The 14,278-nt window shown below is 46.4% G+C and carries 7 protein-coding genes; all 7 read right to left on the reverse strand.

The features are described from left to right. Positions 1–2,695 (reverse strand): choice-of-anchor Q domain-containing protein (locus DVG78_RS18870; RefSeq protein WP_147277116.1); only part of this gene is annotated, 2,695 nt, incomplete at its 3' end. Positions 2,696–2,716: 21 nt separating this feature from the next. Then, the gene (locus tag DVG78_RS18875) at positions 2,717–3,136 is read right to left on the reverse strand and encodes a LytTR family transcriptional regulator DNA-binding domain-containing protein (protein WP_114462708.1); all 420 of its coding nucleotides are present in this window, start codon (positions 3,134–3,136) and stop codon (positions 2,717–2,719) included. Positions 3,137–3,308: 172 nt separating this feature from the next. Then, positions 3,309–4,271: a c-type cytochrome gene (locus tag DVG78_RS18880; RefSeq protein WP_114462609.1), complete on the reverse strand. Its 963-nt coding sequence runs from the start codon at positions 4,269–4,271 to the stop codon at positions 3,309–3,311. A gap of 508 nt (positions 4,272–4,779) precedes the next feature. After that, the gene (locus DVG78_RS18890) at positions 4,780–7,584 is read right to left on the reverse strand and encodes an ATP-binding protein (RefSeq protein WP_114462611.1); all 2,805 of its coding nucleotides are present in this window, start codon (positions 7,582–7,584) and stop codon (positions 4,780–4,782) included. Between the two features lie 25 nt (positions 7,585–7,609). After that, a complete protein-coding gene (locus DVG78_RS18895; protein ID WP_114462612.1) occupies positions 7,610–10,612 on the reverse strand; it encodes an ATP-binding protein in 3,003 nt (1,000 codons plus the stop codon). A gap of 302 nt (positions 10,613–10,914) precedes the next feature. Beyond that, complete coding sequence (locus DVG78_RS18900) at positions 10,915–13,686, reverse strand: ATP-binding protein (RefSeq protein WP_114462613.1); 2,772 nt, start codon at positions 13,684–13,686, stop codon at positions 10,915–10,917. A gap of 214 nt (positions 13,687–13,900) precedes the next feature. After that, positions 13,901–14,275, reverse strand: a complete 375-nt coding sequence (locus tag DVG78_RS18905; protein WP_114462614.1) for a LytTR family transcriptional regulator DNA-binding domain-containing protein — start codon at positions 14,273–14,275, stop codon at positions 13,901–13,903. Positions 14,276–14,278 lie beyond the last annotated feature (3 nt).

Here is a 14,278-nt window from a genome sequence, read left to right on the forward strand (position 1 = left end):
TGGAAGCATTGCCGAATGAGCCGCCAGTGCCGTTCACCACGCTCCATGAGCCAGTGCCGACCGTGGCCGTATTGCCTGCCAAAGTCACCTGAGTAAGACCGCAGGTAGCTGCGCCAGTTTGGTCCGAACCAGCATTGGCTGTTGTTGGACTGCGGTTAAAAGTGATGACCACATCATCGGTAGAAGCAGTACAAGGGCTGTTAGAAATCGTCCAACGAAGGGTATAGGTGCTGCCTGCTGTGCCCGTAAAAGTAGAGGTCGGGCTGAAAGCATTGCCGAATGAGCCACCAGTGCCGTTCACCACGCTCCATGCGCCAGTGCCGACGGTGGCCGTATTACCTGCCAAAGTCACCTGAGTAAGACCGCAGGTGCTCGCTCCAGTTTGGTCCGAACCAGCATTGGCCGTGGTCGGGTTGCGGTTAAAAGTGATGACCACATCATCGGTAGAAGCAGTACAAGGGCTGTTGGAAATCGTCCAGCGAAGGGTGTAAGTGCTACCTGCCGTGCCCGTAAAGGTAGAGGTCGGGCTGGAAGCATTGCCGAATGAGCCGCCCGTGCCGTTCACCACGCTCCATGCACCAGTGCCTACGGTGGGCGTATTGGCTGCCAAAGTCACCTGAGTAAGACCGCAGGTAGCTGCTCCAGTTTGGTCCGAGCCAGCATTGGCCGTGGTTGGACTGCGGTTGAAAGTGACAACCACATCATCGGTAGAAGCAGTACAAGGACTGTTAGAAATCGTCCAGCGAAGGGTATAGGTGCTGCCTGCTGTGCCCGTAAAAGTAGAGGTCGGGCTGGAAGCATTGCCGAATGAGCCACCAGTGCCGTTCACCACGCTCCATGAGCCAGTGCCGACCGTGGCCGTATTACCTGCCAAGGTCACCTGAGTAAGACCGCAGGTAGCTGCGCCAGTTTGGTCGGAGCCAGCATTGGCCGTGGTTGGACTGCGGTTGAAAGTAATGACCACATCATCGGTAGAAGTACAACTACCGTTGGAGATGGTCCAGCGCAGGGTGTAAGTGCTGCCAGCTGTGCCACTGAAGGTAGAAGTCCGGCTGGAAGCGTTGCCGAAAGAGCCGCCCGTACCGTTCACCACGCTCCATGCGCCAGTGCCCACCGAGGGGCTATTGGCTGCCAAAGTCACCTGAGTAAGACCGCAGGTAGCTGCTCCAGTTTGGTCCGAGCCAGCATTGGCCGTGGTGGGTGTTAGGTTTGTCACCGTAGCACTGTGGGTGCGGATGCAGCCCGCGTTATCCGTGACGGTCACGTCATAGGTGCCAGCTGCAAGGTTCGTGCGCGGGTCGTTGCCGCTGCCAGAACCGCTCCACTCATAGGTGTAAGGAGAAGTTCCCCCACTTACAGTCAGATCAATACTACCATTGTTACCATTACACGCGTTAGTGACCGTAGAGGTAACACTGATCGTAGAAGGTGCAGATTGATATTCAAATGCGCCTATGTCTACTGTACTTACCCGGCTGCTGCCGCGCTGGTCGGTAGTGGGCGCGCCAGAGCTGGTACCGGCATTGATGGCAGGGCTACAAGGCGCCAGTGCGTGGGTTTGGGTAAAACCGCCGTTACTTGCCAAACCCAGTAAGTTCGGGTCAACCCCTACCTGGTTATTATTTGTACCATTAATGAAACCACTATTACCCGCATCTCCTACAATATTGTGTGTACTGCCTGCCAAAAATGCAGGGCCTACGAAAGTCAGGTTATTACCAGCGTTACCAAACACAATTGTGTTTTTCATGGTACACTTGTTCGTGTAATTTTCAAAGCCGATACCGTTATCAGTAATAGTCACGTTTGTAATTGTAATCGTACATTCATTATTGGGGGTAATAAGACCACTGCGATTATTACCACTAATCGTACAGTTATTAAGGATAACAGTCATATTTCCGCCGCCGCCGCCGCGCAAATCCACCGCTGCACCACCCACATTACCCGTATTATTTGAAATAGTACATCCGGTCATGGTCAAATTACCAGGTGGATAAAACAAAATAGCGTGCCCAACAGTATTCGTAGTTGTGTTGTTGCTGATGTTACAGTTGGTTAGCGTAGTTGGACCACTCAGTACCATCGCTGCTCCGCCGCCGGTTGTGTTATTGCCAGTGATATTACAGTTGGTCATGTTCAAGGTCACACTTGAAGAAGCCGCAATCGCACCACCACCATTAGCGTCGGTGGTGTTACCGTTGGTGAGGTTAATTCGGGTAAATGTTACCGTTCCCGACGAAATGTTAAACAAACGAAAATTACCGCTGAGGCGGTTAATCGTTACGCCCGAAGCTCCCCCGTCAATGGTAAGGGTTTTGCCGAAAGCAATTTCACCGCTGGTTAAGTTTACCGTGGTGACACCAGAGGCAAAAACAATGACATCACCCGATGTCGCTGCCGCAATTTGGTTGCGCAATGAACCGGAGCCGCTGTCATTGCCATTGGTAACGGTAAGGGTGGCTGCAAAGGCAGAGGTGAGTCCTCCGCAAAAAATAAACAACAACAGGATTTGTCGCAGAATGGGTTTTGAGCGAAATAGACCCGAAATGAGCGAACCGAAGAAAATCGCCCTGCGAAAAGAAAATGCCTTCTTCGATGGATGATTGAAAGGGTTCTTAAGGCTGGTGGCTGTTGTTATCCCGAAAAAGAGAATCAGTAAAAAATTCAAGAAGAGATAGAAGAGTTTTTGCATTGGTAGAAAAGTTTAAGATTGTCAGAATACGTTGGAATCATGGGTAGGAGAAAGCGATTTTTTGGCGAAACTCCCCACTTGGCTGCGTATCCTTTTTTTGAGCCCTACATGACGCCGTCGCGCCACTTCTATTATCCTACCGTTGGGTAAGCGCAGCTCCCGATTGGGGTTCAGGCGGCACTTACCGAGGTGATACCCGTTGATTAAATAGGATTTATGTACCCTGATAAAACCGTAGTCTTCCAGCAGCAAAGCGTAGCTACTCAGCGACAGCGTGGTCAGAACCTGCTCGCCGTCGTCTAAGTAAAACAGCGTATAATTCAACTGCGCACTCAGATACACAATCCGGCGCGGGTCGATGGCCCGCTCGCCTTCTTTGGTTTGAAAGCGCGGCAAATACACCGCACTTTCACTCGTTGGAATAAATGATTGTACACTCATATTTTTGACTATTTCATGTGCTCCCGCCAATCCTGGGGGAAGGGGGTGGTATAGGGAAATTAACTTCGGGAGAAAACTGAAAAGCGGGGATTGAGATTAGGTCATAATATCGCCCCCCGACTTTCCCTCTTTCTACCACGAAAGGCTGTTAATAGGCTCCCAAAAGGCGCACTTAGAGCGCATTGACATTATTTTTGATTTGGGGGACTGTTTTGAGGTAGGCAAAAATGGCCTTGACTTCATAGTCGGTCAGGGTGATGTGGGGCTGCATGGGGTAGCGTAAGATACTTCCGTCAGGCTTTTTACAAAATCTAACGGCGTGCACAAACTGTTCTTCGTTGTATTTTTTGGCGATACCCGTCTCTTCATCAAAGGTTAAGTTGGCCGTAGGAACAATTTGACCTTCCAAATCGGGCATTTTGATGCCGCCTCCGTAGAAGCCAAACGATTTTTCGGGATGAAGCGGGTCTGCCTTGGCCAAATCGCCCGAATGGCAGGCGTAACACGCAATGAGGTCGTTGGCGATATACTTTCCAAAGGCCACCTTGTCGGTAGAATCAGGCACCAAAATCGGCTCTGTCACTGGCTCGATGGGTTTCATTACGGTATGGGTCAGCACTTTGAGCAAAAGGCTGGGCTCCTGCTCATGCCCCTCCCCTTTGGTAGCTTGCACTGGAAAGCGGTCTGAATGTAAGTAGGCAATGATTGACTTCAAGTCTTCGTCGGCCATGCGCGGAAACTTGGGCATAATGGGTGCGTACTGCCCGTTGCGTTTGATTCCCGTCTTGAGAAAATACATGATTTCGCCATCGGTCCAGCTCCCGATACCATCTTCGCCATCTTGGGTGATATTGAGCGAATAAGCCTTGCCAAACTCCGCTGGCAAATCAGCGATGTGCTTACCTACCAGTCGGTTGTCTTGGTTGGCGTGGCAGGCATTGCACATCACTAGGGCTATTTTCTCGCCACGTGCCACCCGCTCGGGGGTTACTTCTACGTTTACATTTTTGATGTTTTCGGGTATATTTACTTCGTAAGAAGGTACACCTCGGAAGTTGACAAACAGCAGGACAAGGCCAACAACGGCCACTAAAACGCCCACCGCTTTGAGCAGTAGAGTTACAATTTTTTTCATGTTTTGTTGTAATAAAACGCATTGTCTACTGCTTCATCAGGCGATTTCGACTCGCCATAATGAAGAGCGACTCAATACGTAGTTTTTCATAAATTGAGTATGGTTCTGAAAATGGTCTAGGAAAACACCCCACTCTTTGGGTGAGTGAGTGGGACAAAAGTGGCCGATTTTGCCCGCCAAGTGTTAGCACAAACTGGACTTTTTCTTCCTCATTCTGAACCCCACAAAAAAAGAGACAGAGGCTCTCAAAACAGAAGCCGATTTCTCTTCCTCATTTTGAACTTTCTTTTCCTCATTTTGAACAAAAAGCCTTTTTTTTGAAGAAATAAGGCTTTTTTCAGTACTGGAAGGGCAACATTTAAGTACTTGGTTTGAGCGTTTAAGTAGGTCTAAAAAAAGATTTAAAGGCCCATTTTCAACAAAAAGGGTTGCCTCAAAAGTCTGAGACAACCCTTTTTTCGCTTCCTCATTTTGGACAGAGTACCACTTTTCACTACAAAACGGCCTTTTAATGCCACTCCGAAGGCGCTTTCCCAAACCTCTCTTGAAATACTTTGGAGAAATACGGCAGGCTTTCAAAACCTACTTGATACGCAATGTCGGATACGGTTCCGGCCCGACTACGCAGCAAATCAGCGGCTTTTTCCAGACGATAATTTCGCACAAACACCGTTACCGTTTGGTCAGTCAGGGCTTTCAGCTTACGCCTGAGCTGCACCGACGTCATGCTCATGGCTCCGGCAAAGGTCTCTACATCAAAACTGCTGTCAGAAATATACCGCTCTACCACCTTCAGGGCTTTTCCCAAAAACACATCATCCATCGAAGGCTCTTTTACCGCAACGAGCGGCGGGGTAGTCAACACTCCATTTTGGCCGTATTTCTGTTGCAAAACCCGACGCTGTTGCAGCAAGTTTTGCACCCGTATTTGGAGTTCAGCAGAGCTAAACGGTTTGGCCAGATAGTCATCCGCACCGAGCGTTAATCCTTCCAAACGGTCTTCGAGCGTTGCTTTGGCGGTGAGCATTACCACCGGAATATGGTTGGTGCGCGGGTCTGTTTTCAGCGCTTGGCAAAACCCGAAACCATTGAGGCGCGGCATCATCAAATCACAAATCACAATATCGGGCACCACCTCAAAGGCCTTTCGTAATCCCTCTTCTCCATCCTGGGCCTCCTCTACCTGATAGCGCTCGCCAAAAATACCGCGTACATATTGGCGTAAGTCAGGGTTATCTTCCACAATCAACAAAATGGGCAAATCAAGCCCAACCTCCGCCGCAACCACCTCCTCCAATACGGAGAAATCGACTTGATATTCAACAGGTTGTTCAAAGATTACTGTTTTTCCAACTACCCTCACGGGTTCATTTTTGTTCAAATATTGCCTCCAAGTGGCGGCATCGCAGGGCAATGTTACCACAAAAGTGCTCCCTTTTCCCAATTCACTTTGCACTTCAATACGGCCACGCAAAACATCCACCAATTCTTTCACCAGCGCCAAACCAATGCCTGTTCCTTCAAAATTTCGATTCGTTCCTTGGTCGGCCTGATAAAACCGGTCAAAAATAACGGGAAGACGTTCGGCCGCAATCCCGATGCCGCTGTCCTTGATTTTGATGATACAGTCGCGTTCGGTATAATCTACCCGCACTTCGATTCGGCCCTTTTCGGGAGTAAACTTAAAGGCGTTTGAAAGCAGATTGGTGACGATTTTTTCGAGTTTGTCGGCATCAAAGTAGTCGATTCGGGTAGGATGACTCTGTTCGTACTGAAAAACGATGCTTTTACTTTGCGCCAACGATTCAAACGAAGCGAGCAACTGCCGCAAAAACTGCGACAAATCAGCCCGCTGAATCTCTACCGTCATTTTCCCCGCTTCTAATTTGCTCAAATCAAGCAATTGGTTAATCAAGGCCAACAGTCGCTCGGCATTTTGCTGCATGATGCGAAATATCTCACGCTTAGGAAACTCCCTTTGCAGGTCATTCAGCGGCGACAAAATGAGCGTCAGCGGAGTACGAAATTCATGAGAAATATTGGCAAAAAAAGTGGTTTTGAGCGTATCAAGCTCTTTGAGGCGGGTCGACTGTTCGATGTTGAACGTTAATTTTTGTTCGGCAAGGCGTTTATTTTGTTCGGTATTTCTAAAGATTCTTCCCAAGAAAATCACAAAAACAAAAATTTCACTCAAAAACAAAAGGTAGGCAATGGAATAAAGCGGCCCGTATTCAATCCATCCTAAGAGCCTGATATAGAGCAAAGCATAGCTTAATAAACCCAAAATAAAAGGGATAGCATAGTATTTTTCGACCGTAATTTTCTTGGCTATACAGTATATATATAAGACCGAAAAATAGACCGCCGACACGATGATACTGTAAACGCCTATCTTAAGCCAATACCATTGGTAATCAACAAAAATGATGACACTTTCAAAAATTGTAACAAGGATGATAGTGAGGGCAACAATACTGTGAATTTTAGGTAGCCTTCCTCGAATTTGTGTAAAATAAACAAAGATGCCCGCACCAATGGTAACAGAGTTGTAGAAGACAAAATCTATTTTCTTTGCCAAGTCGGGGTCATCCGTAAACCACGGCCCTGCGATGTTCAAATAGCCCCAAAATGCGAAAGTTTTGATGACCGTATGCAGAGAGTAAAGCCTGAAAGGCAAGTCTTTGATTACAAATAGACTCAACGTAACCACCAAAAAAAGGCGAAAAAAAACCAAGCCATTAAAAAAACTTTGGCTCGCGTAATCATCCAATCTGGATTTGTAATAAGACTCCGCAGAGTGTATTCTCAAATTACCATAATGCCCGCGCTTGCTAGTGAGCTTGATATAGACCGTTTTGGTTTGTTGCGGACCTAGCTCAAAAGCGAATTTGGGTTCTTGGTCAATCATTTTTCTTTCCTTTTCGTGGGTCAGAATTTTTTGTTGCTTGTGCAAGAAACGCCAATTGGTACTATCTGAGATATAAAAATCAAGCTGCTCAACCAATGGATTGCCCCAAATCAAAAACCACTTTTTGTTTTGTGAATTGGTGTTTTTTAGGTTAAATCGTACCCAAAAGGTATCATTGGTATAAGGAAAAACAAAGTGGTCTTTTGTAGACTTTTGATAGTTTTTGGTGATTGCCTGCGCTAAACTCAGTTGTGAAGAAGAGTCTCTGAAAATTTCTATGGAAGTTGTAATATTGATAGGCAGTTTCCGGTCAGATGATAAGATAATCTCCTGCGGGTAGCCTTCGTAGTTTATAACACAAAAGAGTGTAAAAAGAATTATTCTAGACCACTTGTACTTATTCATATCATTTAGTTTTCAATCGCCTTCTCTAATGCCACTCCGACGGCGCTTTTCCAAACCTTTCCTGAAATACTTTGGAGAAATACGGCAGGCTTTCAAACCCTACTCGGTACGCGATGTCTGATACGGTTCCTGCCCGGCTTCGCAGCAATTCCGCCGCTTTTTCTAAACGATAATTTCGCACAAACACCGTCACAGTTTGACCAGTCAGGGCTTTTAGCTTACGCCTAAGCTGCACCGACGTCATACTCATGGCTTCGGCAAAAGCCTCTACATCAAAACTACTGTCGGCGCTATTATGTTCTACGACTCCTAGTGCTTTTTCCAAAAACAGTTCATCCATTGAAGGCACCGTTTCAGCCATTGGGAGTGGCTCAGCAAGCACGACCGTTTGGCGGTATTTTTGTTGTAAAATCACTCGCTGTTGCAGTAGATTCTCCACCCGTATTTGGAGTTCTTCCGTGCTAAATGGCTTCGCCAAATAATCGTCCGCGCCGAGCGCCAATCCTTCCAAACGGTCTTCGAGCGTTGCTTTGGCGGTCAGCATCACCACCGGAATGTGGTTGGTGCGAAGATCGGTTTTCAGTGCTTTACAAAAACCGAAACCGTCGAGGCGTGGCATCATCAAATCACAAATCACAATATCAGGCACCAATTCAATGGCCTTTCTCAAACCGTCTTCTCCATCCTGCGCCTCTTCTATCTGATAGCGTCCCCCAAAAACCCCGCGTACGTATTGGCGTAAGTCTGGGTTATCTTCCACAATCAACAAAATGGGCAAATCGGCCGTAGCAGCGGCGAGAGGCAATATTTTGGTTTCTTCCATCAAAGGCACAACGGAGCTTTTTTGACGCACTTGATTGGGCTCGGCATTGAGCACTCGGTCTCCCCAATGGGCTTGGTCGCAGGGCAAGTTGACGACAAAGACCGTCCCTTTCCCCAAAGTACTTTTTACCTCAATCGTCCCATGAAGGGCATTCACTAGCTCTTTCACCAACGCTAGCCCGATACCCGTGCCCTCATAATCCCGTCGTTGGCTATCGTCAACCTGATAAAAACGGTCAAAGATGCGCGGTAGCCGTTGGGGGTCAATACCGATGCCACTGTCGGCCACGGTGATGGTAATCAATGCCCCACCAAAAGCTTCGGTAGATGACTCATAAGCGATTTCGGCGGTTACGCGGCCGTTTTCAGGCGTAAATTTAAAGGCGTTGGAAAGCAGATTCGTGACAATTTTTTCCAATTTATCCTCGTCAAAATAAGCCATTTGATATTCATGGCTCTGTGAACGTTGAAACATAATCTTTCTGCTCTGGGCCAGTGACTCAAAAGAGGCAAACAGATACTGAAAAAAATGCGGTAAATCGCCGTATTGAATCTGCGGCTCCATCTTGCCCGCTTCGAGTTTCGACAAATCGAGCAGTTGATTAATCAGCGCTTGCAACCGGCCCAAATTTCGCTGCATGACCGGAATCATGGCTTCGGTAGGATATTTTTTCTGAAAATCTGCCAATGGCCCCACCAAGAGCGTCAGCGGGGTTCGAAATTCGTGGGAAATATTGGCAAAAAAACGGGTTTTAAGCAAGTCCAACTCTGCCAAACGTTCGGCTTCTTTTTGTTCAAAAGACAAGCGTTGGGCAAGTTCCTCTTTCTTGGCGCGTTGTCGAAAATACAAGAAATACCCCCCAATCAGCGCCACCAACAGTAACAAGGAAATGACAAACACCCAGAAGCGAGAATTTTGGGCTTGCTGGTTGGCAAGCTCGGCCCGGAGCCTGCTTTTTTCAACGTCAAACTTAATGGAGGCTTCCGAAGTAGCCACTCGCAAGTTATGACGCAAGCTAGCCATCAACTCTTCATAGTATAATTTTTCGTAACGAAAGGCACTCTTATAGTCCCCCAAAAGCGTATCGGCCGCCATGCGATTTCGGTAGATAGACATCAGGATACTATGCCGGTCAACCGTGTCTTCGTACATTTCAATGGTTTTGAGGGCTTTATTAAAATAGCTTAACACTTCTTCTGGGTTTTTCTTTATCCCAGCCACCTGACACAGATTCCCGTACACCTTGGCGATGTCGTCTATTCCATGGGGTTTATAGCGCTGTCGATACAGCAATTCTTTGTGAAAGTAAGGCTCCGATTCAATGGGGTTGGAAAATTCATTGAGGATAATTTCACCGATATTACCGCTGATGGTACCGACTTTAAGGCTGTCTCTTTTCAGCCGAATCTGCGCCATCGCCAATTTATTGTACTTAATGGCCTTGTCGTACTGCTTCAGTCTGGCAAAACAATTGGCGTAATCTTTGTAAAAAGCAATCCGGTACTTGTCGATAGGGTCTTTATAAATATACGATTCAGCCTCTTTAAAATATCCCATGGCTGTTTTATAATCACCCACTTCTACCTGATAATAAAGGCCCAGATGCGCAAGTAGTCGGTCGGCAAACTGGATGTTTTCGTACCCTATTTTTCGATAGGTCAAATCTGCCGAAAGAAGGTGCGTAATTCCTTTAACCGTATTGGTACGTTCGAGGTATAAAATCGCCCCCAAAAAATGCTCAATGTCTGCATTCAAGCGCTCCGTAAGCGCGCTTGGTTTTTGTTTGTTCAACCTTGCCTGAATAGCCTTGAAATAAGGGTAAACGATTTTCAAGTTTCGTTCTACCCCCCTGAGATGGTACCGCGCTTTTAAATATTCTGAATAGACCGCCAGCAATTCATCTCTGGTTTTATCAGCGTAAGTTCTGACAGAATTTATTTCTTTAAAGGCCGTAGTGCTGTCCATATCTTCCCACACCGACACGTAATATAGCTCTAGGCTATCCAAACGGGGCTGCCCTTTAAGGGTTAAAAACCTCTCAACCTTTTTTTGACCAAGCGCCGCCCTTGAAGATAACCCGATGGTGAGCACGAATAAAACGAAAAACCAAAGAAGGCGAAGAAAATTAGCTACCAAAAACGCAATGCCCCCATGACTGTCAGTGGTAGATTTATTCGTGTGTAGTGTGATAGAAAATAAACGCATAATGATCTAATCTTAACTATTTTGGGGTCGTTGCTCCGTCAAAAGACCACATAAAAATATACCCACACTGCAATACCCAAAACTTATCTAAAAACACTTTTAGGAATACAAAAAAGACTTTTAAAATCTACCTGAAAGCTACTCTCGATGATTCGTCAGAGCAAAAAAATGGCCTTTTTTAGGACATATCGGCGCATCATTCAGGTACCGTCAACGAATTGGTCAAAAATAGCCTATAAAGCCATAACACACAATAAACCTATCCCAAAAAGCACGCGAGAAAAGAGCTACTTAAAAGACTTCTAACGCCCTTGCCACTCCGAAGGCGGTTTGCCGTATTTATCCTGAAACGATTTGGAAAAATAAGGTAAACTCTCAAAACCGACCCGATAGGCAATCTCCGACACGGTATGGGTACGTTGGAGCAGCAGTTGTGCCGCCCGTTGCAGGCGTATTGTCCGGATAAATTCAGTCGTAGAGGTATCGGTCAGCGCCTTCAATTTACGGTGCAAATTGGTCCTGCTCATGCCTATTTCCTTGCAAAACTCTTCGACATCAAAGCTACTATCACCCAAATGCGCCTCTACAATTTCTCGGGCTTTCTTAATGAATTGATTGTCCAGACTTTCGGGTATCCCAACGGTTTGACTCGGGGCGAGCGGCGCCATGAGGCTGAACTTCTGCCGAAGAATAGCCCGCTGTTGAATCAAATTCCTGACCCGTACCAACAGTTCTTCTTTGTTAAACGGTTTTTGCAAGTAGTCATCCGCCCCTAGTTCAAAGCCTTCCAAGCGGTCAGACAAGGTGGCCTTGGCCGTCAGCAACACCACGGGGATATGGCTGGTGCGTTGGTCGGATTTTAGTCGTTGGCATAAACCAAAGCCATCGAGCAGCGGCATCATCAGGTCGGTGACTACCACGTCGGGTACCAGCTCAAAAGCCAAGTCTAAGCCATTTTGGCCGTTTATGGCTTCTACAATTTGATAATGCGGCTCAAATAAACCGTACAGATACTGCCTTAAATCGGGATTATCTTCGACAATCAGCAACATAGGCTTGGTAGCATCCAGAGGCAAACCAACTACCGCTGGGCGCTCAGACGGCCACGGCTCCATGGAGGTGGTTGGATAGGCAGGGGCGGTAGGAATCGTAAACTCCTTGTCTAGGCCATTTTTGGGTTTTGGCAACGGTAGCTCCACCCGAAAGACCGTACTTTGATTCACCTCGCTTTTGACCGTAATTTTACCTTTGAACAAATCCACCAGTTCTTTAACCAAAGCCAATCCGATGCCCGTTCCCTCGTAGTTGCGTTGGGCGGTATCATCAACTTGGTAGAAACGGTCAAATATTCGGGGCAGTCGCTCGGCATCAATCCCGATACCGTTGTCTTCCACTTCCAACAAAACCCAATCTTCGGCGTCAATGGTCTGATAAAACACCCTTATCTCAATCCGGCCGTTGACAGGAGTGAATTTAAAGGCGTTTGAAAGGAGATTAGTCGTGATTTTTTCCAGTTTATCGGCATCAAAATACGTCTCAAAAGAACGGCGATTTTGGGTCACATTGAAATGAATATTTTGGTGTTGTGCCAACGACTCAAAAGAGGAGAAAATATACCCAAAAAACGCCGCAATATCGCCGTAGCGCGCTTCAATCTTAAACTCTCCCGCCTCTAATTTAGACAAATCAAGTAGCTGATTGATAAGCGATTGCAGTCGATTTACGTTGCGTTGCATCATCGGCACCATCCCTTCTTTTGGGTACTTTTGCCGGATTTCTTCCAGTGGCCCCGTCAAAAGGCTCAGCGGTGTACGAAACTCGTGGGAGATATTGGTAAAAAAACGTGTTTTCAAACGGTCCAATTCTTGTACCCTTAACGCTTGTTCTTTGGTAAAAGCCAATTCTTGCACCGACAGCGCCCGGTTGCGTTCATAATCAATGATAATTCTTCCCAAAAAATACCCAAAGACCAGAAATTCAAGAATAAAAAATAGCAGTGCTACTGGAGATATCCACGGGAAACTCACCCACCCAACCAACCGCATTTGGACAAAAATATAGCTGCCAATGCCGAGCAGATACGCCACCGAGTAGTTCCAGTTGATGGGGTATTTTTTGATAATGGCAAAAACGTACATGGCCAAAATAAATACCTGCGTGGCAATCATTAAGTAGGTACTTGCCAAAATCCACTCCCAACGATACCCAAATAAGATGATGACCGCCAAAAGAATGTTCACTGCAATAATGAGTTTTAGGATATTTTCGACCCATCTAGGAAACCTCTTACCCGGAAATATAACCCTAAACGCAACAATCAACCCCAGCGGCAGGATGTGAGACGAAAGAAAACTAACCATCAGAGCCGTCGAAGGGGTAGTAAAAAAATTGCTCAAAATACCATGCAACCCCCAAAATGCAATCGAACGAACCACCAAAAGCACCGAATATTGCCTAAAATCCTTGTCTTTGACGGCAAACAACGCCAATAAAAACACGTAGAATAAACGAACCGCAATGGCCCCCGACATGAAGCCGTAAACATTGGTTTGAATCAAATCGTGGCGATTGTAGGCCTGTGTGGAGTAGAGATTGACCGAGGCAAAATGCGCCCGTTGCCCTTTTATGCGGATGTAAATGGTTTTGGTTTCCAGAAAGCCCAAATCAAACTCGGCAAAAGGTCGGTTTTCGGCCATTAAAATCCGATTTTCGGTGTTGACCATTCCCATTTTTTTTACCTGATAGATGCCGTTGGGAGAGGAAATGTAAAAATCCACGGACTCGCCCATGGGGTTGTTCCACTCCAACACCCATTGTTTACGCGCCGGGTTGCGATTGGTCAATACTATTTTAAGCCACGAAGCAGCATCGCTGAAAGGAAACAGAAGTCCGTATTTACGCGATATTTTAAACTTTTGCTTTTGGATTTGCTCAAATGGAAGTTGTCCAGTAGTATCCTTGTACAAACCCGCCGCAGGAGTAATCGGGTAGGTGTCGGTATTGGGAACCAGATCAAGCACCTGAGCGCTTCCCCATAACGGTAGCAAAAAAACAAGAAAGGCGAAGTTTTTCATATACTTGTACTTGCCTCAAGCTTGCGCGTATTTTATTCTTTCACAAGTTGAGTTTAACGCCAAATATATGATGATTACAACAAAAACAACAAATAGGTCTACTGTATCGCGGGTTTATTGTTTTTAATTGTGTTTGCCGATGACCACAAATAAGCTTCTTCTATATCTTTTAATTAGGCACTTTTAGCAATCATTAAACCAGAATAAAACTAAATCATTTGGCGTCATTCTCGTTTGCTATCTTCTTTAACGAACTTCGCTTCCGACGGGCTACCTCAATAACTTTTCCATTGGGCAGCATCAACTCGCCACTCCGTATTAGTCGACACTTACCCAAATAATGTCGGTTCAAGAGGCTGGATTTATGAATCCGAATAAAACCCCGAGTTTCTAACAGCGAAGCATAGCTGCTCAACGACAGCGTAGTCAGAACCTCCTCTCCCGTGATTAAATGGAAAATGGTATAATTGCTCTGCGCACTCAAGTACACAATCTGCTTCAAGTCGATTGCTCGCTCTCCTCTCTTGGTCTGAAAGCGTGGCAAATGCACCACGCTTTCTCCTACCGCTAAACCTACCGTAGCCGTCATTTT

This window comes from Runella aurantiaca (assembly GCF_003339505.1).
Taxonomy (GTDB): Bacteria; Bacteroidota; Bacteroidia; order Cytophagales; family Spirosomataceae; genus Runella; species Runella aurantiaca.